We start from the raw sequence: 22,732 nt of genomic DNA, 5'->3' as shown, positions 1-22,732 counted from the left end.
GTGGGCACAGTCTCTCCTCTTGTCGCGGTACCGGGGGTGCGGGGGCCGCCTGCCGCGTGCTGGTCGAGCATCACGCCGCCTCCTCGAAGTCGAAGAGGTGGCGGGGGCGGGGCCGGCCCAGGGCGGCGAGCGCGGCGTCCGCCGCGCTCACACCGCTGCGGACCGCACTCTCCATGGTCGCGGGCCACCCGGTGGCGGTCCACGCTCCGGCCAGGTAGAGGCCGGGGGCTTTCGTACGGGCGCCGGGCCGCAGCCGTCCGACGCCGGGGGCGGGAGCGAACGTCGCCGTGCGCTCCCTGGTCACGAAGAAGTCCCGCACCACGGCGCCGCGGGCACCGGGAAGCAGTCGCGCCAGCTCGGGCAGATAGCGCTCGCGCAGTACCGCGACCGGTTCGTCGATGTCGTCCTGCGCCGCCGACTGCGACAGCGCGAGGTACTGGCCCTCGCGCAGCCCGGAGGCGTCGGTGCGGTCGAAGACCCACTGCACCCGGCTGCCGAGGGCCGCGAAGAAGGGCTTTTCCAGCACCCTGCGGTCGTAGACGACGTGGACGTTGAGGATCGGCGCGGTGCCGATCCGCAGAAGATTTTCCGGAGCCTCCAGCGCGCCCTCGGGCAGCAGGTCATGCGCCTCGCGCTGGGGTACGGCGAGCACGACCGCGTCCGGTGTGAACGTCTCGCCGGGAACCTGAACGCGCGGGGTCCCGTTCTCGTCAGTAGAGATGGAGGTGACGCGTGTACGGACCTCGGTACGCACGCCCGCGGAGTCGAGCGCCTTGCGGGCCAGCCGGTCGTGCAGTTCGCCCAGCGGGACGCGAGCCCATCCGATGTCGGCCGCTCCCGGGTCGGACAGCAGACCGGTCTTGAACACCATCGCGGCGAGCCCCAGCGAGGCGTCGCCCGCGACCGCGTTGAGGGTGGCGACCCCGACCAGGTCCCACAGGGCCTCGACGGCACGCGCCGACTGACCGTGCGCGGTCAGCCAGCTGCCGAAGTCCTGCGTGTCCAGGGTCGGATCGGCGAGGTCGAGCCCCTTGAGCGCGAGCGCGGCACGGCCCACCCTGGCGCGCTCGGCGAGCGAGAGATGCGGGTACGTCGCCAGGCTGCGCCCCAGATGCAGCGGCACCGGCAGGGCGTCGCGCCGCAGCCTGCCCAGCCGCCGTCCCGCGGGCTTCGCGAGGTCGAGCACCGGCACGTCGAGACGATCCTGCAGCGGTGCGAGCGCCGTCGCCTCGATCCGGTCGAGGAACCAGCGGTAGGCGGTGCAGCAGCGCAGATAGACGTGCTGTCCGTTGTCGACGGTCAGCTCGCCGCGCTGGAAGGAGAAGGCGAGCCCGCCCAGCCGCGGCCGGCCTTCGAGCAGGGTGACGCGCACTCCGGCGTCGGCGAGGGCGAGCGCGGCGGTGATGCCGGCGAGACCGCCGCCGATCACGACGGCGTCCCGCCCGGGTCGTCCCGGGATGTCGGCGACCAGTCCCTCGGACCGCGTGCCGTCGTTCATCGTGCGCCCTCCCCTGCGCGACCGCCGTGGAGGAACCGTGCACGGTCGGCCGTCGCAGTCAGGGACGCCGTCCCCCGCCGGAGGGTTGCGTGCCGCTTTCCTCCGCCCGCATCACCTTGGACCGGATTGTCCATCAGGCGCGCCTCCTGACGGTCCGCCGTGTCACATGCCGGGCGTCCAGGCCGGACAGCCCGCGCACGGCGACATAGGCCTTCTCCCGGCCGGGCAGCGAGACCCGGCCGCGCAGCACGGCCTCGGGGTCGCGCTCGATGCGGTCGAGCAGCCGGCGGTAGATGCCGGCCATGGCGGCGACACACGCGCCGCTGCGCCGGTCGAGCATGGGCAGCAGCCGGTAGCCCTCGGCGAAAAGGGCGCGGGCCCGGCGCACCTCGAAGTGCACGAGGCCCGCGAAGTCGGAGCCCTCCGGCGGGGTCGGGCCGTTGAACCCGGCCGAGCAGCCGAACTTCGCGAGATCGTCGGAGGGCAGATAGGTGCGGCCGCCCTCGGCGTCCTCGCGGACGTCTCTGAGGATGTTCGTCAGCTGCAGCGCGAGCCCCAGGGTGTCCGCGTACTCCGCGGCGCGCTCGGCGCCGCGCGCCCCCGGTTCCGTACCGAACACGCCGAGCGAGAGGCGGCCGATCGCGCCCGCGACACACCGGCAGTAGACCTTCAGGTCGTCCCAGGTCTCGTAGGTCTCGCCGCGCACGTCCATCAGCACGCCGTCGATCAGCTCGTCCAGGCCGCCGAGCGGGATCGGGAAGGCCTCGGCGGCGTGGGCGAGGGCGACCGCGACGGGGTCGGTGTCGTCCTCGGCGACCTCGCCCTCGCGCACCCGGGTCAGCAGCGCCCGGGTGTCCTCGAGTCTCGCCGCCTTGACCTCGTCCGCCAGGTCGCCGTCGCCGATGTCGTCGACGCGCCTGGAGAACGCGTACAGCGCCGACATCGCGCGCCGCTTCGGCGTCGGCAGCAGTCTGATGCCGTACGCGAAGTTACGGGCCTGCTGTCCGGTGACGGCCTCGCAGTAGCGGTAGGCGGCGAGTACCGGTGCGGACACGTGTTGTTCGAACTCCACGGTCCGGATCACCCCTCTCCTCGCAGAGTCACGCCCACCTCGCGCAGCAGCTGGACCTTGCCGGGCTTGGGCGGGCCGGGAAGTACGTCGTATTCGGCGGCGGCGATCGCGCGGACCGCCGCCCTTCCCCCCGCCACGAACCCCGCGAGCAGCAGCTTCAGCCTGCCCTGGACGCTACCCACCAGGGGAGCGCCTTCATTCAGGAGAACGCGGGCGCGTTCTGCTTCGTATGCGACCAGTGCGCGCACCGATGCGCCCGCGGTGGCCGTGGCGAGATCCGCCTCCTGGACATGGAACCGCTTCATGTCCTCGGCGGGCAGATAGATGCGGTCGCGGCCCAGGTCCTCGGCCACGTCCTGCAGGTGTTCGACGATCTGGAGTGCGGTGCAGATCGCGTCGGAGAGGCGGACGCGCTCGGGCGTCGAGGTGCCGGTGACGGACAGCACCAGACGGCCGACGGGATTGGCCGACAGTTCGCAGTAGGCGAGCAGGTCGTCGTAGGTCTCGTAGCGGCTGACGAGCTGGTCCTGGCGGTTGGCGGCGATCAGTCCGCGGAAGGGCTCGGGGGTGAGCGAGCGGCGGCGGACGGTGGGCTGCAGCCGGCGCAGCAGGGGGTGGCGGGGTTCCCCGGTGAAGACACGGTCCAGGTCGGCCTCGAAGGCGTCCAGGAGGAGCAGCCGGTCCTCGGCGTCGGCAGGCGACACGCCGAGCAGCCCGGCGTCGGCGCCGCCGGGGGCGAGGTCGCCGTCGCCGATGTCGTCGACGAGGCGGGCGAAGCCGTACACGGCCATGAGGTCGTCGCGCCAGGGCCGGGGCAGGAAGAAGGGGGCCACGGGGAAGTTCTCGCCCGCGGCCTTGTCGAGCGTGCCGCGCTCCGTGTCCAGGGAGCGCGACGTGCCGGTTCCCGTCACCGTTCGCCGCCGGGGGCGGGGACGGCACAGGCTGCTGCGTTGAGCTGGGGAGTTTCCGTAGCCATCGCCGTCACATCTCCCGTTCTACACCGCCGACCCAATACACACTATTTCGGACACGCCGCCCGACCGTCCGTGCGACTGTCCCGCTTGAGGGTGTCGCGCATTAACGCCCCACTTTGCCGCGTTTCGGGACCGGTACAGCTTACGTTGTACAACGCAGCGAGCTTCCCTGGGGTGTCCTGCACATCACAACAACACACCGATTGGTGTCAAGATTCCTGGGGCGGGCCCGAGTTGGCGTTTCCTTTGCAGACGCAGGGCCCCGCCGCTGGGGTTGCGGCGGGGCCCGGCGATCCGTCTGGCAGTTGCGTCCAGGCGGGAGTGGACTACTTGCCCGTGAACTTCTCGTACTCCTTGAGGACCTCTTCGGTCGGCCCGTCCATGCGCAGCTCGCCGCGTTCCAGCCACAGCACGCGGTCGCAGGTGTCGCGGATCGAGTTGTTGTTGTGGCTGACCAGGAACACCGTGCCCGCCTTCTCGCGCAGCTCGCGGATGCGCTCCTCGGAGCGCTTCTGGAACTTGCGGTCACCGGTGGCCAGCGCCTCGTCGATCATGAGGACGTCGTGGTCCTTTGCGGCGGCGATGGAGAAGCGCAGCCGGGCCGCCATACCGGAGGAGTAGGTCCGCATCGGCAGGGTGATGAAGTCGCCCTTCTCGTTGATGCCGGAGAACTCGACGATCTCCTGGTAGCGCTCCTTGACCTGCTCGCGGGACATGCCCATGGCGAGACCGCCCAGGATGACGTTCCGCTCGCCCGTCAGGTCGTTCATCAGGGCCGCGTTCACGCCCAGCAGCGACGGCTGGCCGTTGGTGTACACCTTGCCGCTCTCGGCGGGCAGCAGTCCGGCGATGGCCCGCAGCAGAGTCGACTTGCCGGAGCCGTTGGAGCCGATCAGGCCGACGGCCTCGCCGCGGTAGGCGACGAAGGAGACGCCCTTGACGGCGTGCACCTTGCGCACCCCGCGCTCCTCGCCGCGCTTGAGGATGCGGCTGAGGGCGGCGGTGGCGCTGCCCTTGCCGGTCTTGGCGCCGTGCACGCGGTAGACGATGTGCAGCTCGTCCGCGATGACGGTGGGGATGCGCTCCCCCTGCTGCTCGGTGCTCGGCTCAGCCACGGCCGTACCTCTCCTCCGCCTTCCAGAAGTACACGAAGCCGCCCAGGGCGAACAGCGCGGCCCAGCCCCCGGCGACCACCCAGACGTGGTCGGGCAGGTTCTCGGCGCCGTAGCCGTCGATGAGGGCGAAGCGCATCAGGTCCATGTAGATCGCGGTGGGGTTCCACTGCAGGACGTTCGCCAGCCACTGCGGCTTGTCGGCCAGCATGACGGGGATGGAGAACATCACGCCGGACGCGTACATCCACGTCCGCATCACGAACGGCATGAGCTGCGCGAGGTCGGGGGTCTTGGCGCCCGCCCGGGCCATGATCAGCGCGAGTCCGGTGTTGAAGAGGAACTGCAGCCCCAGCACCGGGACGATCAGCAGCCAGGACAGGTCCGGGAGGCTGCCGAAGCCGGCGGCCACCGCGAACAGCACGATCATCGAGAAGAGCAGCTGCTGGAGCTGCTGCAGCGCGAAGGAGATCGGCAGCGAGGCACGCGGGAAGTGCAGCGCCCGCACCAGGCCGAGGTTGCCGGAGATCGCCCGCACGCCCGCCATCACCGAGCTCTGCGTGAAGGTGAACACGAACACGCCCGTCACCAGGAACGGGATGTAGACGTCGCGCGGCAGACCGCGGTTCGCCTTGAGGAGCAGACCGAAGATGAAGAAGTACACCGCGGCGTTCAGCAGCGGGGTCGCCACCTGCCACAGCTGGCCCAGCTTCGCCTGGCTGTACTGCGCGGTCAGCTTCGCGCGGGAGAAGGCCATGATGAAGTGACGCCGGTCCCAGAGCTGGCGGACGTACTCGGCGAGGGAGGGGCGGGCGCCGCTCACGCTCAGCCCGTACCGGGCGGCGAGCCGGCTCGCCGGGAGGCCCTCGTCGGGCGACACGGCCGCGCCCAGGGCGACCCTGTCGTCGTGCGTTGTCTCACTCACTGGTGGATAACCTTCGTCTTCCTGAGGCCCGGCCTGTGCGGGCACGTCATGAGCCCGGTACCCCGAAGGGGCCCGAACGCTCTCGGGAACGCTTGCTCCGTTGGATCGAGCTTGTCAGATCACGGGGGGCCGGCCCAGTCGGGTCAGCCGCCACACGGTACGCCACCTCATGGGCCGGCGCGGGCCGCACGGGGTGCTCCAGCCCTCCCGGAACCCGCCGAACCAGGCCCGCAGCGCGGGCCGCGAGGGGCGGCGGACCAGGGTGAGCAGCATCCACACCCCGAGGTAGACGGGGACGAGCGGCGCGGGGAGGTTGCGGCGGGCGAGCCAGACGCGGTTGCGGGCGACCATGCGGTGGTAGACCGCGTGCCGCGAGGGGGCGGTCGTGGGGTGGTACAGCACCATGTCGGACCGGTAGTCGATCATCCAGCCGGCGTCGAGGGCCCGCCAGGCGAGATCGGTCTCCTCGTGGGCGTAGAAGAACTCGTCCGGCAGGCCGCCGACCTCGGCGAAGACCCGGGTGCGGACGGCGTTGGCGCCGCCGAGGAAGGTGGTGACCCGGGAGGAGCGCATCGGGTCGGCGGCGCGCAGCCGCGGGACGTGCCGGCGCTGGGTGACCCCGGTGTCGGGGTCGGCGATGCGGAAGCTGACGATGCCGAGCCTCGGGTCGGCCTCGAAGGCCTGCCGGCACAGCTCGGCGGTGTCGTGGCCCGCGAGGAGGCCGTCGTCGTCGAGGAACATCAATATGTCGACGTCGCGGCCGCCGGGGCCGAAGGCCTCGATGCCTACGTTGCGGCCGCCGGGGATGCCGAGGTTCTCGGGCAGTTCCATGGTGCGGACGCCGTCCGGGACCTCCGGGACGGGCGAGCCGTTGCCGACCACGACCACCTCGACCGGGTCGCCGTCCTGCTTGGCGACCGAGTCGAGGAGGGCGCGGAGTTCGTCGGGGCGGTTGCCCATCGTGATGATGACCGCGCCGACCTTCATGCCGCTCACTTCAGCCTGCTGGAGGCGAGGATGGACACCAGGTGCAGCAGGGTCTGCAGCAGCGCGATGCCGGCCAGGACGGCCACACCGAGCCGGGAGAAGAACAGGTCGCCGCGCGCCTGGTCGACGACCGCCAGCACCAGGATCAGCAGGGACGCCTCGATGCCGAGGATCAGCCGGTGGAACTTCAGCATGGCGGCGGCCCTGCGGGCCAGCGCCATGCCGGATGAGCGCATCTCGGCGGCGGCCTCCTTGACCGGCGGCAGACCGCCCTGGTGCCGGGCGACCTGGACCAGGTCGGTCTCGGCCTTGATCAGGATGGCGCCGAGCGCGGCCAGCGTGCCGAGGAACGCCCAGAGCCAGTCGATACGGCCGCCGCCCCACAGGTCGGCGGCGCGCAGCCCGAAGCCGACGAGCACGGCGGCGTCGGTGAGGTAGGCGCCGACCCGGTCCAGGTAGACGCCGTTGAGGGAGTACTGCTTCTTCCAGCGCGCGATCTCGCCGTCGACGCAGTCCAGCAGCAGATACATCTGGACGCAGAACACGCCGAGCACGGCGCCCGCGATCCCCGGCACCAGGAGCGCCGGGGCGGCGAGCACGCCGAAGACGGTCATCAGGTACGTGAGCTGGTTGGGCGTGACCCTGGTGTTCACCAGGTAGCGGTCGACCCGCAGGGACACCTCACGCATGTAGAGGCGTCCCATCCAGTGCTCACCGCTGCGCCGGTCCTTCACCCCTGCGGGGTGGACGACCGGACGGAGTTCAGCTACCGATGGCCTTGACATAGTCGGCGTAGATGTCCTTGATCTGGTCGGTTTTCAGGTCGAGGTGTTCGAGGATGGTGTAGCGGCCGGGCCGGGTCTCCGGCGCGAACTCCACGGCCCGGACGAACTCGTCCACCGTGAAGCCGATCTCCTCCGGCAGCACCGGAAGCCCGTGCCGGCGCAGCACCCCGGCCATGGCGGCCGACTCCTCGTGCGCGCCCCGCAGGAACATCGCGAAGGCGGCGCCGAGGCCGCACTGCTCGCCGTGGCTCGCGGCGCGCTTCGGGTACAGCAGGTCGAAGGCGTGGTTGATCTCGTGACAGGAGCCCGAGGCGGGGCGTGAGTCACCGGAGATCGACATCGCGATACCGGTGAGGACCAGCGCCTCGGCGAGTACCTGGAGGAAGTCGTTGTCGCCGACACCGCCGGGGTGTCGCAGGACCGCCTCACCGGCCTGGCGGGCCATGGCCGCGGCGAGACCGTCGATCTTCTCGCCCTTGACCTTGTTGGCCAGTTCCCAGTCCGCGATCGCGTTGATGTTGGAGATCGCGTCGCCGATGCCCGCGCGCACGAAGCGCACCGGCGCCTCGCGGATGACGTCAAGGTCGATGACAGCCGCGATCGGGTTCGGCACGCCGTACGAGCCGCGGCCCGCGTCGTTGTCGAGGGTGGCGACCGGCGAGCAGAGACCGTCGTGGGCGAGATTCGTCGGTACGGCCACGAGGGGAAGGCCGACACGGGCCGCGGCGAACTTGGCGCAGTCGATGATCTTGCCGCCCCCGAGGCCGACAACCGCGTCATAACGACCGGCTTTTATGTCGCTCGCCAGCCGGACCGCGTCGTCGAGGGTGCCGCCGCCGACCTCGTACCAGGTGGCGCCGGGCAGGGTCGGCTCCAGCCGGCTGCGCAGCCGGGCGCCGGACCCGCCGCTGACGGCGACGGCGAGCCTGCCCGAGGTCGAGATGCGCTCGTCGGCGAGGACGCACGCCAGATCGTCGAGGGCACCCGGACGGATGTCCACGACGAGGGGCGAGGGGATGAGCCGGGTCAGTACTGGCACGCGATCTCCCGTCCGCGGGCGAGATCGTCGTGGTTGTCGATCTCGACCCACTTGACGTCGCCGATCGGCGCCACGTCGATCCGGAAGCCGCGGTTCACGAGCTCCTGGTACCCGTGCTCGTAGAACTGCTGCGGGTCGGTCTCCCAGACGGTCTTCAGCGCGTCGGCCAGCTCCGGTGCGGCGTCGCCCTCGATGAGGGTGACGCCGATGTACTCGCCGGTGGCCTCGGCGGGGTCCATCAGTTTGGTGATCCTCGTCATGCCCTGGTCGGGGTCGACGACGACCTTCATCTCCTCGTCGGCGAGGTTCTTCACCGTGTCCAGGGCCAGGATGATGCGCCGGCCCTCGCCACGTGCGGCGAGCAGGGTCTTCTCGACGGAGACGGGGTGGACGGTGTCGCCGTTGGCGAGGATCACCCCGTCCTTGAGGGCGTCACGGCCGCACCACAGGGAGTAGGCGTTGTTCCACTCCTCGGCCTTGTCGTTGTCGATGAGGGTGAGCTTGAGGCCGTACTTCTGCTCCAGGGCCGCCTTGCGCTCGTACACGGCCTCCTTGCGGTAGCCGACGATGATCGCGGCCTCGGTCAGGCCGATCTCGGCGAAGTTGCCGAGGGTCAGGTCGAGCACCGTGATCGAGTCCTCTATGCCCGCGGGCCCCACCGGCACCAGCGCCTTGGGCAGGCTGTCGGTGTAGGGGCGCAGACGCCGCCCGGCGCCCGCCGCCAGCACGAGGCCGATCATGCGGTTTCTCCTTCGTCGTGTACGGCGGGAGCCCCTGCGGACACCCAGAAGCGGATGCTCTCCACGAGCACCACCAGGGCGACGGCCACGGCGAGGACCGTGAGCGCGGCCTTGAACTGCGAGGCGGTGAGCGCGGCGGCCAGGACCGTGACGAGCAGCGTCCGTCCCTCGTGCCCCCCGACGGCGCGCACCAGCCAGGCCGGGGGCGCTCCGGCGTTGCCACGGATGCGGTACACCGTGTCGTAGTGATGGTAGGCGACCGCGGCCACCAGCCCGAAAGCCGCGGGCAGCGCTCCGTTCACCCCGGATCCGGCCGCCAGCACCAGGACGGTGCCGTACTCGGCGGCGCGGAGGACGGGGGGAACGAGCCAGTCGAGGGCGCCTTTGAGAGGGCGGGAGACGGCGACGGCGGAGAGCAGGGCGTAGCCGACGGCGGCCAGGGCGGTGGACCAGGCGGCGCCCCACACTGCGGCGGAGATCACTACGAGGAGAGCGCCGGCGACGGCACTGACGGGTGCCGGGACGCGGGGGGCGACCCGTGCCACCAGCTCGCCGAGCGGCCCGGTGTCCGCGAGGTCCGCCAGCGCCCGCGCGGCTCGGTCGGTGCGCCGGGCCTTGCGGGTCAGGGACCGCAGGACCCGGCCCGCCGTCGTGTAGGTGGCCGCGAACGCGCAGCCGATGAGCAGGGCGTAGAAGGTGACGCGGGGAGTCGTGGCCGCGGTGAGGACCGCGATCATCGCCCAGCGCTCACCGATCGGCAGCACGATCATGCGCCGTAGCCACACCGTCCAGCCGACGCTGTCGAGCTTGTCCGAAAGGGCCGCCGTGGGGCTGGTGTTGGCGGTGGCGTCGTGGTTGGCCTCGTTGAAGGAGAAGTCGACGACGTGCCGGCAGGTCTGCAGGACCATCGCGCCGAGGGCCAGCGCCCATACGTCGTCGCCGCCCCGGGCCGCTCCCAGCGCGAGCCCCGCGTAGTACGCGTACTCCTTGATCCGGTCGAAGGTGGCGTCCAGCCAGGCGCCCAGCGTGGAGTACTGCAGGGAGTAGCGGGCCAACTGGCCGTCGGTGCAGTCCAGTACGAAGGAGGCGATGAGCAGGACGCCGGCCGCGACGAACCCGGGCCGGGTGCCGGTGGCCGCGCACCCGGCGGCGATCAGCGCGGTGAGCAGGGAGGCGGTGGTGACCTGGTTGGGGGTCAGTCCGCGGCGGGCGCACCAGCGGGCGATGTAGCGGGAGTAGGGGCTGATGAAGAAGGTCGTGAAGAAGCCGTCCCGGGACTTCACGGCCGACTTCAGGCGTATGGCCTCGTCGTCGACGGCGGCGACGGCCTGCCGTGCCTCGTTGCGGTCCTGCGGGTCGGCGGGGACGGCGGCGACCAGGCTGCCGAGTTCGGGGCGGTGCACCTCGGCGCCGTCGTCGACCAGGGCGGTCACGACGCGGTCGGGGAGGCTGTCCACGACCACGGCCACGGCCGTGCCGCCGCCCGTGGAGGTCTCGCGGGCCGGTGCCGCGCCGTCGCCCGCGAAGTTCTCGCGGGCCAGCGCCCGGGTGAGGGTCGCCCGGCCCTCGGGCTGCGCGGTGACGGCGCCGGGGACGGCGGCGAGGGGGAAGCGCGGGTCGGTCAGGCCGAGACGCAGGGCGTGCAGGTGGCCGACGAAGCGGGCGTCGACGAGGGCCACCCGCCGGCCGTCCGGCGCCTCGGTGACGAGCCGCTCGGCGTCGGCGGCGTCGGCGGCGACCCGTACGTCGAAGCCGAGCGACCGCAGATCGCCCTCGATCGACGATCCGGGGACCGGCTGACCGGTGAGGATGGCGGTCGACAACCGAACTCACTCCCTGGGTGCCGACGCGGGGCGCCGGTCATGTGCACGGGTGGGGCGCCCCTTGGCTGCACCAGGCGGGCGGCATGTCGGCAGAGGCTATCGGATGCCCGGAGAACGCCGTTCACCGCCCGTTCATGAGTCGATCAACGCGGTCTCCACCGGCCTTTGCCGAGATCATCATGGGCGATTGCGGGTCCCGCCCACAAACCGCGCTTCGCACAACGGGCATCTGGGACATCGGGTTTCCGTGCGCCGGCTCGGCATAGGGTGGGCGTCCATGACATGGCTGATCACAGGCGGGGCGGGATACATCGGGGCCCATGTGGCGCGGGCGCTGGCCGAGGCAGGGGACGCGGTGGTCGCCCTCGACGACCTCTCGGCCGGGTACCCCGAGCGGCTGCCGTCCCACGTCCCGCTCGTCGAGGGGTCGGCGCACGAACGCGCCCTGCTCAAGCGGGTGTTCGCCGAGTACGACGTGACGGGCGTCGTCCATCTCGCCGCGCGCAAGCAGGTCGCCGAGTCGGTGGCGCGGCCCACCCGCTACTACGAGGAGAACGTCGGCGGGCTCGCGACGCTCCTGGAGGCGACCGCGGAGGCGGGGATCAGCCGGTTCGTGTTCTCCTCCTCGGCGGCCGTGTACGGCAACCCGGACGTGGAGCTGATCACGGAGGAGACCCCGTGCGCCCCGGTGAACCCCTACGGGGAGACGAAGCTCACCGGCGAGTGGCTGGTGCGGGCGGCGGGCCGGGCGCACGGCATCGCGACGGTGTGCCTGCGCTACTTCAACGTGGCGGGGTCGGCCGCGCCCGAGCTGGCCGACACGGGTGTCTTCAACATCGTGCCGATGGTCTTCGACCGGCTCACCCGTGACGAGGCGCCGCGGATCTTCGGCGCCGACTACCCGACCCCGGACGGCACCTGCGTCCGCGACTACATCCACGTCGCCGACCTCGCCCAGGCGCATCTGGCCGCGGTGCAGCGGCTGGAGGCGGGCGCGAGCGGCGATCTGACGGTCAACATCGGTCGCGGCGAGGGCGTTTCCGTGCGCGAGCTGATCACGGTCATCGGCGAGGTGACCGGCGACGACCGCGCCCCGGTGGTCGAGGGCCGCCGCCCCGGGGACGCGCCGCGCGCCGTCGCCTCCGCCGCGCGGGCCGCCGAGGAGCTGGACTGGACGGCCCGGCTCGGGGTGCGGGACATGGTGGAGTCCGCCTGGCGGGGCTGGCGGCACCACCACGGCGCATGAACCGCCCTCCGTTTCGTCCGCGCAGGTCAGGGCAGATGACAACGGTGTTCGGTGCCGCGTTGCCGTATACCCCCCACCCGTAGTTCACCGGGGTGCCGGACGGATCACGGAAGGCGGCGCCATGGGGGCTGGACACGACCACGGACTCGCGCACGCCCCGCCGCCCGGTACGGCGACGGCCGCGTATCGCGGCAGGCTGCGGACGGCTCTGTCGATCACGCTCGCCGTCATGGTGGCCGAGACCGCCGGCGGTGTTCTCGCCGGCTCGCTCGCGCTGGTCGCGGACGCCGCGCACATGGCGACCGACGCGCTGGGCCTCGGCATGGCACTGCTCGCCGTCCATGTCGCGGGCCGTCCGGCGAGCGGCCACCGCACCTTCGGGTACGCCCGGGCCGAGATCCTGGCCGCGCTGGCCAACTGTCTGCTGCTGCTCGGGGTCGGCGGGTACGTGCTGTACGAGGCCGTGCGGCGGTTCGTCACGCCGGCCGGCACCGACGGCGGGCTGACCGTCCTGTTCGGCGTGATGGGCCTGGTCGCGAACATCGTCTCGCTGGCCCTGCTGCTGCGCGGCCGGCACGAGAGCCTGAACGTGCGCGGGGCGGTGCTGGAGGTGGCGGCGGACGCGCTCGGCTCCCTCGCGGTGATCGTCTCGGCGGTGGTGGTCCTCGCCACCGGGTGGCAGGCCGCCGACCCCGTCGCCTCGCTGGTGATCGGCCTGATGATCGTGCCCCGCACCTGGAAGCTGCTGCGCGAGACCCTGGACGTACTGCTGGAGTCGGCCCCGAAGGGCGTCGACGTGGGACGGGTGCGGGCGCACATCCTGGGCCTCGACGGCGTGGAGGACGTGCACGACCTGCACGCCTGGACGATCACCTCCGGTCTGCCGGTGCTGTCCGCGCACGTGGTGGTGGGCTCCGGCGAGCTGACCGCGAACGGTCACGAGAAGCTGCTGCACGACCTTGGGGAGTGCCTCGGCGACCACTTCGACGTGGAGCACTGCACCTTCCAGCTGGAACCGGGCGGCCACGCGGAACACGAGGCGGGGCTGTGCCACTGAGCCCGGTGGTGCGCCCCCGGAGCGGAACGCAGCCGTCCGGCGCCCGTGCGCGTCCTCCATCCCCACAGCCCCACCCCGGACGGTTCCCCGCCGACCGCACCGGGCACGATCACCTACCGGGCCCCTCGTCCGGCGTCGCCCGGTGACGGCCGTGGCCGCGGGACATGCGGGCATGCCGGGAAGTGCCGGGAGTGCCGGATTCGTGCGGCACACTTGGGGCGCGAAGACCGATGCGAAGGATGGGTATGCCGATCACACCTGCCACCGCGACGCACAGTCCGTCGAACGGCACCGCAGACGCGATTTTGCTGGAACTGGTCGACGACGACGGCGTCACGATCGGCACCGCGGAGAAGCTCGCCGCCCACCAGCCGCCGGGCCGGCTGCACCGCGCCTTCTCCGTCTTCCTCTTCGACGAGCACGGCCGGCTGCTGCTGCAGCGGCGGGCGCTCGGCAAGTACCACTCCCCCGGTGTGTGGTCCAACACCTGCTGCGGCCACCCCTACCCCGGAGAGGCGCCCTTCGCGGCGGCGGCCCGGCGGACGTTCGAGGAGCTGGGGGTCTCCCCGTCGCTGCTCGCCGAGGCGGGCACGGTCCGCTACAACCACCCGGACCCGGCCTCGGGGCTGGTCGAGCAGGAGTACAACCACCTGTTCGTCGGGATGGTGCAGTCCCCGCTGCGGCCCGACCCGGCGGAGGTCGGCGAGACCGCCTTCGTGACCTCCGCCGAGCTGGCCGAACGGCACGCCAAGGACACCTTCTCGTCCTGGTTCATGACCGTGCTCGACGCGGCCCGCCCCGCGATCAGGGAGCTGACGGGCCCGTCGGCCGGCTGGTGACCCCCGTCAGAGCACCTGTACGGGCTTGAGCGGCAGGGCGGCCCAGATCACCTTGCCGCCGCCCGCCGTGTGCTCGACGTCGCACACCCCGCCCGCCTCCCGGGCGATCTCGCGGACCAGCAGCAGACCCCGGCCACCGGTCCGCCCGTGGTCCGCCTCCAGGGCGGTCGGACGGTAGGGGTGGTTGTCCTCCACGGACACCCGCACCCACTCGGCGCCGACGGCGACCTCCACTGCGAGCATCGGCGACAGCAGCGCCGCGTGTTTGACTGCGTTCGTGACCAGCTCCGACACGATCAGCAGCAGACCGTGCGTCAGGTCGTCGCAGACCGGTACGCCCTGGCGGTGCAGGAGGTCCCGCACGGCGTGCCGGGCCTGCGGGACCGAGGCGTCCACGGCAGGGGCGGTGAACCGCCAGACGCCCTCGTAGGGCAGCGGATCCGGCTCGTGGGGCAACGGATCCGGCGGCTTCGGACCTGACCCGCCCCCGTGGTTCTCCATCGTCCGGTCGCCACCCTCGCGCTCGATTGTCACCACACGTCGAGTGTTGGTAACCAAGCGCATCGTTCCCGGGGACTGAACAGAAGTCAGCGACTATCGAGCGTTCGCGACCGTCCGCGCACGATCCGGTCGGCTCTTGGACCGCTCTTGTCGCCCCGGGTGTCGTAACTCTCGCCGATCCCTTCTTGATCACGCACACGACGTGGCGGTTAGCATCCGGCCATGGAGCCCCAGCTGCTGCACACCGTCGCCGACTCGGTCGCCACGGTCGTCATCCACCACCCGGCCAAGCGCAACGCCATGACGGCCGCGATGTGGGCGGCCCTGCCGCCGCTGCTCGACACCCTCGCCGCCGATCCGGAGGTGCGCGCGCTGGTGCTGACGGGAGAGGGCGGGACGTTCTGCGCCGGGGCCGACATCTCCACGCTGCGGGGATCGCCGGAGGAGGCGCAGCGGCTCGCGGTGTGGGCGGAGGAGGCCCTGGCGGAGTTTCCCAAGCCGACGCTGGCCGCGATCCGCGGACACTGCGTGGGCGGCGGGGCGCAGCTGGCGGGCGCCTGCGATCTGCGCTTCGCCATGGAGGGCGCGCTGTTCGGGGTGACGCCGGCGAAGCTCGGGATCGTGTATCCGGCGTCCTCCACCCGGCGGCTGGTGTCGCTGGTGGGACCAGCGACCGCCAAGTACCTGCTGTTCTCCGGGGAGTTGATCGAGACCGGGCGGGCGCTGCGCACCGGCTTCGTGGACGAGGTGCTGCCCGAGGGCGAACTCGCCAAGCGGGTCGCGGAGTTCACCCGGATCCTGGTCTCCCGCTCGCAGCTGACGCAGGCCGCGGCGAAGGAGTTCGTCGGCGGGCGGACCGACCGGGACGCGCACTGGAGCGAGCAGGCACGCGCCGGTGGGGACACCGAGGAGGGGGTCGCCGCGTTCCTGGAACGCCGTCAGCCGCGCTTCACGTGGTCGGCTCCTGGCCGAGGATGAACCGGCTGCGGGAGCGCATGAGTTCGACGACGTCCGCGGGCGCCTTGTGCGGGGACCCGGCGTCGTAGGGCGGCTGCGGGTCGTACTCGATCCCGAGCTGCACGGCCTGCGCGACGAAGTCACCGGCGATGCGGCCCAACAGGGCGAGGCCCATGTCGATGCCGGAGGAGACCCCGGCCGCGGTGACGTACTTGCCGTCGGTCACCACCCGCTCCCCCGCCGGCTCGGCGCCGAGCCTCTTCAGCTCGTCCAGGGCGAGCCAGTGCGAGGTGGCGCGGCGCCCCCGCAGGAGGCCCGCGGCGGCGAGCAGCAGGGAGCCGGTGCACACGGACGTGGTCCAGGTGCTGGTGGCGTCGGCGGCGCGGATCCACTGGAGCAGGGCCGCGTTCTCCATCTGCGGGGTCTGCCCGGGCCCGCCCGGGACGACCACGACGTCGGGGGCCGGCACGTCGGCGAAGGTCCGGTCGGCGGTCAGCGCGAGCGTGCCGTTGTCGGTGCGTACGGGGCCGGACCGCTCGGCGACGAAGAGCAGTTCGGCGTCGGGGAGCCGGCCGAGGGTCTCGTAGGGGCCGACGGCGTCGAGGGCGGTGAAGCGGTCGTAGAGGACGATGGCGATCTGCATCGGGTGCCTTTCAGCCGGTGGGTACGGGACGGAAGCGTCGGCGGTACTCCGCGGGCGCGGTGCCGAGGGTTCGGACGAAGGCGCGGCGCATGGCCTCGGAGGTGCCGTAGCCGCAGGCGCGGGAGATCTCCTCGACCCCGTCGGAGGTGTCCTCCAGCAGGCGCCGCGCGTGCTCCAGCCGGACCCGGTCGACATAGCGTCCGGGGGTCATGCCGGTCTCGGCCTGGAAGGCGCGGGCGAAGTGCCGCGGCGACAGGCTCGCGCGGGCGGCGAGGGCTTCGACGCCGAGGTCGGCGTCGGGGTGCTCGGTGATGAACTGCTGGACCTCCCTCAGCGGTTCGCGACGGGCCGTCTGCGCGGCGAGCTGGGCGCTGAACTGGGCCTGGTTGCCCGGCCGGCGCAGGAAGACGACCAGGTGCCGGGCGATGGACAGCGCGGTCTCACGGCCGGTGTCCTCCTCGACCAGCGCGAGGGCGAGGTCGATGCCGGAGGTCACGCCGGCGGAGGTGGCGAGGTGTCCCTCGCGGATGTAGATGGGGTCGGGGTCGACCTCGACGGCCGGGTGCTCGCGGGCCAGCCTGTCGCACACCGACCAGTGGGTGGTCACCCGGCGGCCGTCCAGCAGGCCGGCCCCGGCCAGCAGCAGCGCGCCCGTGCACACGGACACCAGCCGCTCGGCCCGCGGACCGTGCTGGCGCAGCCAGTCCACCACCCGTGGATCGGGGTCGCGGGTGCCCGCCCCGCCCGGGACCAGCAGGGTGTGCGCGGCGGGGGCGTCGGCGAAGGAGTGGTCCGGTACGAGCGTGAGCCCGCTGGAGGTCCGTACGGCCCGGCCGTCCGCGCCGACCGTGCGGATCCGGTAGGTGCCCGGGCGCTGCAGTTCGGCGCCGTTGAAGACCTCCACCGGACCGCTGACGTCGAGGCTCTGCACATCGTCGAAGAGAACGACCAGGACGGTTCGCATACCGTCCATCCTTGGGCGCCCGTCCGATGGCCGCAACGACGAGCACCCCACCTTTCCTGCCATCCCGTGGGGCGGTCCGCGGAAGCTGGGTACCCGGGCCTCTCCCGGCCGTGGCGGCCGGGAGACGAAAGGGGAAGTTCCGTGTTCCGTGCGACAGCCGACGTACTGCGCCAGATCGGTGGCGCGATCGCCACCGTCGTGACGCTGCCCTTCCGGGCACTGGCCCGGCTCTTCGGCGGGGCCTCGGGCTCCGCGCGGGGGCACCGGGCCTGATCCCGCCCGCCGCGGCCCGCCACGTGCCGCCCTGAGCCCCGACTGTCGGTGTCACCTGCCACAATTGCGGCGCAACCTCAGTGAGAAGGCGGTACGGGATCGTGACGACACCCGGGTCTGCGGCAGCAGGGTCCATCGAAGGCAGGATCGCCGAGGAGCTCGGCGTACGGGAGCGGCAGGTCAGGGCCGCCGTCGAACTGCTCGACGGCGGTTCGACGGTGCCCTTCATCGCCCGCTACCGCAAGGAAGCGACCGAGATGCTCGACGACGCGCAGCTGCGCACGATCGAGGAGCGGCTGCGCTATCTGCGGGAGCTGGAGGAACGGCGGACGGCGATCCTGGACTCGGTGCGTGAGCAGGGCAAGCTCACCCCCGAGCTGGAGGCGCAGATCCGGGCCGCCGAGACCAAGGCGCGCCTGGAGGACATCTACCTGCCGTACAAGCCCAAGCGGCGCACCAAGGCGCAGATCGCGCGCGAGGCGGGCCTGGAGCCGCTCGCCGAGGGGCTGCTGGGCGACCAGACGGTGGAACCCCTCGCCGCGGCGGCCGCGTTCGTCGACGCCGACAAGGGCGTCGCCGATCCGCAGGCCGCCCTCGACGGCGCGCGGGCGATCCTCACCGAGCGGTTCTCGGAGGACGCCGACCTGATCGGTGAGCTGCGCGAGCGGATGTGGGTGCGCGGGCGGCTGGCGGCGAAGGTGCGGGAGGGCAAGGAGGAGGCGGGCGCCAAGTTCGCCGACTACTTCGACTTCGCCGAACCGTTCACCGAGCTGCCCTCGCACCGCGTCCTCGCGATGCTGCGCGGCGAGAAGGAGGAGGTCCTCGACCTCGTCCTGGAGCCGGAGGAGCCGACGGACGGGCCCTCGTCGTACGAGGCGATCGTCGCTTCGAGGTTCGGGATCGGTGAGAGGGGCCGGCCGGCCGACAAGTGGCTGGTCGACACGGTCCGCTGGGCCTGGCGGACCCGCATCCTGGTCCACCTCGGCATCGACCTGCGGCTGCGGCTGCGGACGGCCGCCGAGGACGAGGCCGTGCAGGTGTTCGCCGCCAACCTCCGCGACCTGCTGCTCGCCGCCCCGGCCGGCACGCGCGCGACGCTGGGCCTGGACCCCGGCTTCCGTACGGGCGTGAAGGTCGCCGTGGTCGACGCGACCGGCAAGGTCGTCGCCACCGACGTCATCTACCCGCACGTCCCGGCCAACAAGTGGGACGAGGCGATCGCCAAGCTCGCCCGCCTCGCCAAGGAGCACGCGGTCGAGCTGATCGCGATCGGCAACGGCACCGCCTCCCGCGAGACCGACAAACTCGCCGGTGAACTCATCACCAAACACCCCGAGTTGAAGCTCACCAAGGTGATGGTCTCCGAGGCCGGCGCCTCGGTGTACTCGGCGTCCGCGTTCGCCTCGCAGGAACTGCCCGCCATGGACGTGTCGCTGCGCGGCGCGGTGTCCATCGCGCGTCGGCTGCAGGACCCGCTCGCCGAACTGGTCAAGATCGACCCGAAGTCGATCGGTGTCGGCCAGTACCAGCACGACCTGTCCGAGGTGAAGCTCTCGCGCTCGCTGGACGCGGTGGTGGAGGACTGTGTGAACGGCGTCGGCGTGGACGTCAACACGGCGTCGGCCCCGCTGCTCGCCCGGGTCTCCGGCATCACCTCCGGGCTCGCCGAGAACATCGTGGCGCACCGGGACGCCAACGGTCCGTTCAGGTCCCGCACCCAGCTGAAGGGCGTCGCGCGGCTCGGCCCCAAGGCGTACGAGCAGTGCGCGGGCTTCCTGCGGATCCGGGGCGGCGACGACCCGCTGGACGCCTCCAGCGTGCACCCGGAGGCGTATCCGGTCGTGCGGCGCATGGTGAAGACGTCCGGGCAGGAGGTGGCCTCGCTCATCGGCAACACGGGCGTGCTGCGCTCGCTGCGGGCGGGGGACTTCGTGGACGAGACCTTCGGGCTGCCGACGGTCACGGACATCCTCAGGGAGCTGGAGAAGCCGGGGCGCGACCCGCGGCCCGCCTTCAAGACGGCCACCTTCAAGGAGGGCGTCGAGAAGATCTCCGACCTGTCGTCCGGGATGGTGCTGGAAGGCGTGGTCACCAATGTGGCGGCCTTCGGCGCCTTCGTCGACGTCGGTGTGCACCAGGACGGGCTCGTGCACGTCTCCGCGATGTCCAAGAACTTCGTGAAGGACCCGCGCGAGGTGGTGAAGCCCGGGGACATCGTCAAGGTGAAGGTGCTGGACGTCGACATCCCGCGCAAGCGGATCTCGCTCACGCTGCGGCTGGACGACGAGCCGGCCGCGCAGGGCGGCCGGCAGGGTGACGAGGGCGAGCGTCGCCGGCGGGGCGGGCGTCCGCCCCAGCAGCGCCAACAGGGACGCGGTGCGGGCGGTGGCGGTTCTCGTCAGGCAGCGCCGCCGGCCAACAGCGCGATGGCCGACGCCCTGCGCAAGGCGGGTCTGCTCGACCCCGGGAAGCGGTAGTCGGAGATTCGTCACCATGGTGTCCGCTGCACGTGCCATCACCTGGGAAGTGCCCGGCAGCCGCGGGTACGAGACCGCGTGGGTCGACTTCGGGGACGGTGTACTGCGGGCCCGTGGGCGGGCCGTGGGGACCGTCCCGGAGCCGTACTGGGTGACGTACGAGCTCGAGACCGGCGCGCGGTTCGTGACGCGCCGGCTTCGGGTGACGGCGGAGACGGAGGCGGGGGCACGGACCCTGGATCTGGTCCACGACGGGCACGGCCGGTGGACTGCGGACGGCGAACCGCTGCCCGGCGTGGACGGCGCGCTCGACTGCGACCTGGGGCTGTGCCCGCTCACCAACACCATGCCGGTGCTGCGCCACGACCTCCATCTGGAGCCCGGTGAGCGGGAGTTGCTGATGGCGTGGGTGTCGGTGCCGGGACTGGTCGTACGGCCGTCGCTGCAGACGTACACCCACCTCGGCCGGACGAACGGCGGTGGGCACGTCCGCTTCGCCTCCGGTGACTTCCGCAGCGACCTGGAGTTCGACGCGGACGGCTGCGTCGTCGACTATCCGGGGCTGGCCCGGCGACTGGGCCCCGGCGCCTGAGCGGGAGAGGCCCCGCGGACGCCGCTCAGCTCCCTTCGGGGGGCTGGGCGGTGCCGTTCATCCGGGCGCGGTTCTCCGCGAGCAGTTCCTGCACCCGTCGTTCGACCTCCACCGGGTCCACGCCCAGGGCACGGCCCATGTGGACGGCCCAGACCTCCGAGCGGACGTTGGTCTCGAAGTCGAGGTCGGCGCGGACGTTCTCACGGGCGGCCTGGCGGTTCTGGCTCACCATGACGAAGGTGGACAGGAAGATCGCCTCCAGACTGACGATCATGGTGAGCAGGCCGAAGGGGTACGGGTCCCAGACGGCCGCCTTGCCGAACGCCCCCTCGTTGCAGACGATCCACACCGCGAACCAGAGGGCGTGCAGATAGACGAAGGTCATGGTCCCGGCGAAGGCGGTGATCGCGTCCGCGATGCGGTCTTGGGTGCCGCGCATCCGCGCGACCACGACCTGTTCGTGCTTGATCCGCACCGCCGGCCGCTTCGCCGAAGTGCCCATGGCCTCTCCCTGGGTCGAGCCGCTAGCGTTCGGTGACCTTGCCCGCCGACACGTCCAGGCGGCGGGTGACACGCACCGCGTCCAGCATGCGGCGGTCGTGGGTGACCAGGAGCAGGGTGCCCTCGTAGGAGTCGAGGGCGGACTCCAGTTGCTCGATGGCCGGCAGGTCGAGGTGGTTGGTCGGCTCGTCCAGGACGAGGAGGTTGACGCCCCGGCCCTGCAGCAGGGCCAGGGCGGCGCGGGTGCGTTCACCCGGTGACAGGGTCGCCGCCGGGCGCAGCACATGATCCGCCTTCAGGCCGAACTTGGCGAGAAGGGTACGCACCTCGACCGGTTCGGTGTCGGGAACCGCGGCGGAGAACGCGTCCAGCAGGGCCTCCGTGCCGTGGAACAGCTTGCGGGCCTGGTCGACCTCGCCGACCAGGACGCCGGAGCCGAGGGCGGCCGCGCCGGCGTCCAGGGGGACGCGGCCCAGCAGGGCGCCGAGCAGGGTGGACTTGCCGGCGCCGTTCGCGCCGGTCACGGCGACCCGGTCCGCCCAGTCGATCTGCAGGGACACCGGGCCGAAGGTGAAGTCGCCGCGCCGTACCTCGGCGTCCCGCAGGGTGGCCACGACAGACCCCGAGCGCGGGGCCGACGCGATCTCCATGCGCAGCTCCCACTCCTTGCGTGGCTCCTCGACGACCTCGAGGCGTTCGATCATGCGCTGGGTCTGGCGGGCCTTCGCGGCCTGCTTCTCGCTGGCCTCGCTGCGGAACTTGCGGCCGATCTTGTCGTTGTCGTTGCCCGCCTTGCGGCGCGCGTTCTTCACGCCCTTGTCCATCCAGGAGCGCTGCGTCTGGGCCCGGTCCTGGAGGGCGGCGCGCTTGTCGGCGTACTCCTCGTAGTCCTCGCGGGCGTGCCGGCGGGCCACGTCCCGCTCCTCCAGATAGGCCTCGTAGCCGCCGCCGTAGAGGTTGATCTGCCGCTGGGCGAGGTCGAGTTCGAGGACCTTGGTGACCGTGCGGGTGAGGAACTCGCGGTCGTGGCTGACGACGACGGTGCCGGCGCGCAGGCCCGAGACGAAGCGTTCGAGGCGTTCCAGGCCGTCCAGGTCGAGGTCGTTGGTGGGCTCGTCGAGGAGGAAGACGTCGTAGCGCGAGAGCAGGAGGGAGGCGAGTCCCGCACGGGCCGCCTGGCCGCCGGACAGGGAGGTCATCGGCTGGTCCAGGTCGACGGCGAGGCCCAGTGAGTCGGCGACCTCCTCGGCCCGCTCCTCCAGGTCGGCGCCGCCGAGGTTCAGCCAGCGGTCCAGGCTCGTCGCGTAGGCGTCGTCGGCGCCGGGCGCCCCCTCCACCAGGGCCTGGGTGGCCTCGTCCATGACGCGCTGGGCCTCGGCGACGCCGGTACGGCGGGCGAGGAAGGCGCGGACGGTCTCGCCGGGCCGCCGCTCCGGCTCCTGCGGGAGGTGCCCCACGGTCGCCGTCGGCGGGGACAGCCGCAGCTCGCCCTGCTCGGGTGCGAGCAGCCCCGCGAGCATCCTGAGCAGCGTGGACTTGCCCGCGCCGTTGGCACCGACCAGCCCGATCACGTCGCCGGGCGCCACGACGAGGTCGAGCCCGGAGAACAGGGAGCGGTCACCGTGCCCGGCGGCGAGGTTCTTGGCGACGAGAGTGGCGGTCACAGGGGGCGATCCTAACGGGCGGGGCGGATCGGACGCGTCGGGGTTTCCCGTGGGCCGCGGACG

Annotated in this window: 23 protein-coding genes; 7 read left to right on the top strand and 16 right to left on the bottom strand. The window is 72.0% G+C overall.

Annotated features, from left to right (window positions below; genetic code table 11):
- Positions 1–70 precede the first annotated feature (70 nt).
- The 11 genes from hpnE to MKW14_RS02320 all read right to left on the bottom strand — a co-directional run bounded on the left by hpnE (position 71) and on the right by MKW14_RS02320 (position 10,955).
- The gene (gene hpnE, locus MKW14_RS02365; protein ID WP_240858442.1) at positions 71–1,498 is read right to left on the bottom strand and encodes a hydroxysqualene dehydroxylase HpnE; all 1,428 of its coding nucleotides are present in this window, start codon (positions 1,496–1,498) and stop codon (positions 71–73) included.
- Positions 1,495–1,632, bottom strand: a complete 138-nt coding sequence (locus MKW14_RS41470; RefSeq protein ID WP_374116523.1) for a DUF6380 family protein — start codon at positions 1,630–1,632, stop codon at positions 1,495–1,497. The genes hpnE and MKW14_RS41470 overlap by 4 nt, the downstream gene beginning before the upstream one ends.
- Positions 1,632–2,582, bottom strand: a complete 951-nt coding sequence (gene hpnD / locus MKW14_RS02360) for a presqualene diphosphate synthase HpnD (RefSeq protein WP_240858441.1) — start codon at positions 2,580–2,582, stop codon at positions 1,632–1,634. The genes MKW14_RS41470 and hpnD overlap by 1 nt, the downstream gene beginning before the upstream one ends.
- A complete protein-coding gene (gene hpnC, locus MKW14_RS02355; protein ID WP_240858440.1) occupies positions 2,579–3,481 on the bottom strand; it encodes a squalene synthase HpnC in 903 nt (300 codons plus the stop codon). Before hpnC ends, hpnD begins: the two co-directional genes overlap by 4 nt.
- Before the next feature lie 389 nt (positions 3,482–3,870).
- Positions 3,871–4,659, bottom strand: coding sequence for an ABC transporter ATP-binding protein (locus tag MKW14_RS02350; RefSeq protein ID WP_240858439.1), 789 nt, complete (start codon positions 4,657–4,659; stop codon positions 3,871–3,873).
- Positions 4,652–5,581, bottom strand: a complete 930-nt coding sequence (locus MKW14_RS02345; protein ID WP_240858438.1) for an ABC transporter permease — start codon at positions 5,579–5,581, stop codon at positions 4,652–4,654. The genes MKW14_RS02350 and MKW14_RS02345 overlap by 8 nt, the downstream gene beginning before the upstream one ends.
- Before the next feature lie 114 nt (positions 5,582–5,695).
- Positions 5,696–6,568, bottom strand: coding sequence for a glycosyltransferase family 2 protein (locus tag MKW14_RS02340; protein ID WP_240858925.1), 873 nt, complete (start codon positions 6,566–6,568; stop codon positions 5,696–5,698).
- Positions 6,569–6,573: 5 nt separating this feature from the next.
- Entirely contained in the window at positions 6,574–7,353 is a 780-nt protein-coding gene (locus MKW14_RS02335) for a CDP-alcohol phosphatidyltransferase family protein (protein ID WP_240858437.1), read from the bottom strand.
- Positions 7,331–8,392, bottom strand: coding sequence for an iron-containing alcohol dehydrogenase family protein (locus tag MKW14_RS02330; protein ID WP_240858436.1), 1,062 nt, complete (start codon positions 8,390–8,392; stop codon positions 7,331–7,333). The genes MKW14_RS02335 and MKW14_RS02330 overlap by 23 nt, the downstream gene beginning before the upstream one ends.
- Positions 8,380–9,132, bottom strand: coding sequence for a phosphocholine cytidylyltransferase family protein (locus MKW14_RS02325; protein ID WP_240858435.1), 753 nt, complete (start codon positions 9,130–9,132; stop codon positions 8,380–8,382). Before MKW14_RS02325 ends, MKW14_RS02330 begins: the two co-directional genes overlap by 13 nt.
- Positions 9,129–10,955, bottom strand: coding sequence for a DUF5941 domain-containing protein (locus MKW14_RS02320; RefSeq protein ID WP_240858434.1), 1,827 nt, complete (start codon positions 10,953–10,955; stop codon positions 9,129–9,131). Before MKW14_RS02320 ends, MKW14_RS02325 begins: the two co-directional genes overlap by 4 nt.
- 277 nt (positions 10,956–11,232) lie before the next feature.
- Between MKW14_RS02320 and galE the strand changes: the two genes are divergently transcribed.
- The 3 genes from galE (at position 11,233) to idi (ending at position 14,097) form a co-directional block, all read left to right on the top strand.
- Positions 11,233–12,201, top strand: a complete 969-nt coding sequence (galE, locus tag MKW14_RS02315) for a UDP-glucose 4-epimerase GalE (protein ID WP_240858433.1) — start codon at positions 11,233–11,235, stop codon at positions 12,199–12,201.
- 121 nt (positions 12,202–12,322) lie between these two features.
- Positions 12,323–13,258: a cation diffusion facilitator family transporter gene (locus MKW14_RS02310; RefSeq protein ID WP_240858432.1), complete on the top strand. Its 936-nt coding sequence runs from the start codon at positions 12,323–12,325 to the stop codon at positions 13,256–13,258.
- A gap of 245 nt (positions 13,259–13,503) precedes the next feature.
- Positions 13,504–14,097, top strand: a complete 594-nt coding sequence (idi, locus tag MKW14_RS02305) for an isopentenyl-diphosphate Delta-isomerase (RefSeq protein ID WP_240858431.1) — start codon at positions 13,504–13,506, stop codon at positions 14,095–14,097.
- A 6-nt stretch (positions 14,098–14,103) separates the two neighbouring features.
- Here the strand turns inward: idi and MKW14_RS02300 are convergent, their stop codons facing one another.
- Positions 14,104–14,598, bottom strand: a complete 495-nt coding sequence (locus tag MKW14_RS02300) for an ATP-binding protein (RefSeq protein WP_240858924.1) — start codon at positions 14,596–14,598, stop codon at positions 14,104–14,106.
- Positions 14,599–14,820: 222 nt separating this feature from the next.
- On the opposite strand from MKW14_RS02300, the gene MKW14_RS02295 reads away from it, so the two are divergent.
- Positions 14,821–15,576 (top strand): enoyl-CoA hydratase/isomerase family protein, encoded by a 756-nt coding sequence (locus tag MKW14_RS02295; protein WP_240858430.1) that lies wholly within the window; start codon positions 14,821–14,823, stop codon positions 15,574–15,576.
- Here MKW14_RS02295 and MKW14_RS02290 read toward each other — a convergent pair.
- Together MKW14_RS02290 and MKW14_RS02285 are read right to left on the bottom strand one after the other, a co-directional pair.
- Positions 15,548–16,198, bottom strand: a complete 651-nt coding sequence (locus MKW14_RS02290; RefSeq protein ID WP_240858429.1) for a DJ-1/PfpI family protein — start codon at positions 16,196–16,198, stop codon at positions 15,548–15,550. The two genes, MKW14_RS02295 and MKW14_RS02290, sit on opposite strands and share 29 nt — an antisense overlap.
- Before the next feature lie 10 nt (positions 16,199–16,208).
- A complete protein-coding gene (locus MKW14_RS02285) occupies positions 16,209–17,162 on the bottom strand; it encodes a GlxA family transcriptional regulator (RefSeq protein WP_240858428.1) in 954 nt (317 codons plus the stop codon).
- 141 nt (positions 17,163–17,303) lie between these two features.
- On the opposite strand from MKW14_RS02285, the gene MKW14_RS40800 reads away from it, so the two are divergent.
- From MKW14_RS40800 to MKW14_RS02275, 3 genes are all read left to right on the top strand, one after another.
- Entirely contained in the window at positions 17,304–17,435 is a 132-nt protein-coding gene (locus MKW14_RS40800) for an LPFR motif small protein (protein WP_308314567.1), read from the top strand.
- A gap of 101 nt (positions 17,436–17,536) precedes the next feature.
- Positions 17,537–19,912 carry a Tex family protein gene (locus MKW14_RS02280; protein WP_240858426.1) on the top strand — a complete coding sequence of 792 codons (2,376 nt, stop codon included), beginning with the start codon at positions 17,537–17,539 and terminating at the stop codon, positions 19,910–19,912.
- Positions 19,913–19,928: 16 nt separating this feature from the next.
- Complete coding sequence (locus MKW14_RS02275; protein ID WP_240858425.1) at positions 19,929–20,504, top strand: putative glycolipid-binding domain-containing protein; 576 nt, start codon at positions 19,929–19,931, stop codon at positions 20,502–20,504.
- Positions 20,505–20,529: 25 nt separating this feature from the next.
- Here the strand turns inward: MKW14_RS02275 and MKW14_RS02270 are convergent, their stop codons facing one another.
- Together MKW14_RS02270 and MKW14_RS02265 are read right to left on the bottom strand one after the other, a co-directional pair.
- Positions 20,530–21,006, bottom strand: coding sequence for a DUF1003 domain-containing protein (locus MKW14_RS02270; protein WP_240858424.1), 477 nt, complete (start codon positions 21,004–21,006; stop codon positions 20,530–20,532).
- 22 nt (positions 21,007–21,028) lie between these two features.
- Entirely contained in the window at positions 21,029–22,669 is a 1,641-nt protein-coding gene (locus MKW14_RS02265; RefSeq protein ID WP_240858423.1) for an ABC-F family ATP-binding cassette domain-containing protein, read from the bottom strand.
- Positions 22,670–22,732 lie beyond the last annotated feature (63 nt).

The sequence above is a fragment of the Streptomyces gilvus genome (genome assembly GCF_022513565.1).
Lineage (GTDB): Bacteria > Actinomycetota > Actinomycetes > Streptomycetales > Streptomycetaceae > Streptomyces > Streptomyces gilvus.
The sequence above is the reverse complement of the archived record's forward strand: the minus strand, read 5'-3'. Positions and strand labels throughout refer to the sequence as shown.

What these genes read in the sequence shown, in the direction of transcription:
- MKW14_RS02275 (WP_240858425.1), top strand. Translation starts at nt 19,929, where the DNA reads ATGGTGTCCGCTGCACGTGCCATCACCTGGGAAGTGCCCGGCAGCCGC.
- hpnE (WP_240858442.1), bottom strand. Translation starts at nt 1,498, where the DNA reads ATGAACGACGGCACGCGGTCCGAGGGACTGGTCGCCGACATCCCGGGA.
- MKW14_RS02300 (WP_240858924.1), bottom strand. Translation starts at nt 14,598, where the DNA reads ATGGAGAACCACGGGGGCGGGTCAGGTCCGAAGCCGCCGGATCCGTTG.
- MKW14_RS02270 (WP_240858424.1), bottom strand. Translation starts at nt 21,006, where the DNA reads ATGGGCACTTCGGCGAAGCGGCCGGCGGTGCGGATCAAGCACGAACAG.
- galE (WP_240858433.1), top strand. Translation starts at nt 11,233, where the DNA reads ATGACATGGCTGATCACAGGCGGGGCGGGATACATCGGGGCCCATGTG.
- MKW14_RS02335 (WP_240858437.1), bottom strand. Translation starts at nt 7,353, where the DNA reads ATGTCAAGGCCATCGGTAGCTGAACTCCGTCCGGTCGTCCACCCCGCA.
- MKW14_RS02295 (WP_240858430.1), top strand. Translation starts at nt 14,821, where the DNA reads ATGGAGCCCCAGCTGCTGCACACCGTCGCCGACTCGGTCGCCACGGTC.
- MKW14_RS02285 (WP_240858428.1), bottom strand. Translation starts at nt 17,162, where the DNA reads ATGCGAACCGTCCTGGTCGTTCTCTTCGACGATGTGCAGAGCCTCGAC.
- MKW14_RS02310 (WP_240858432.1), top strand. Translation starts at nt 12,323, where the DNA reads ATGGGGGCTGGACACGACCACGGACTCGCGCACGCCCCGCCGCCCGGT.
- MKW14_RS02290 (WP_240858429.1), bottom strand. Translation starts at nt 16,198, where the DNA reads ATGCAGATCGCCATCGTCCTCTACGACCGCTTCACCGCCCTCGACGCC.
- MKW14_RS41470 (WP_374116523.1), bottom strand. Translation starts at nt 1,632, where the DNA reads ATGGACAATCCGGTCCAAGGTGATGCGGGCGGAGGAAAGCGGCACGCA.
- idi (WP_240858431.1), top strand. Translation starts at nt 13,504, where the DNA reads ATGCCGATCACACCTGCCACCGCGACGCACAGTCCGTCGAACGGCACC.
- MKW14_RS02325 (WP_240858435.1), bottom strand. Translation starts at nt 9,132, where the DNA reads ATGATCGGCCTCGTGCTGGCGGCGGGCGCCGGGCGGCGTCTGCGCCCC.
- MKW14_RS02340 (WP_240858925.1), bottom strand. Translation starts at nt 6,568, where the DNA reads ATGAAGGTCGGCGCGGTCATCATCACGATGGGCAACCGCCCCGACGAA.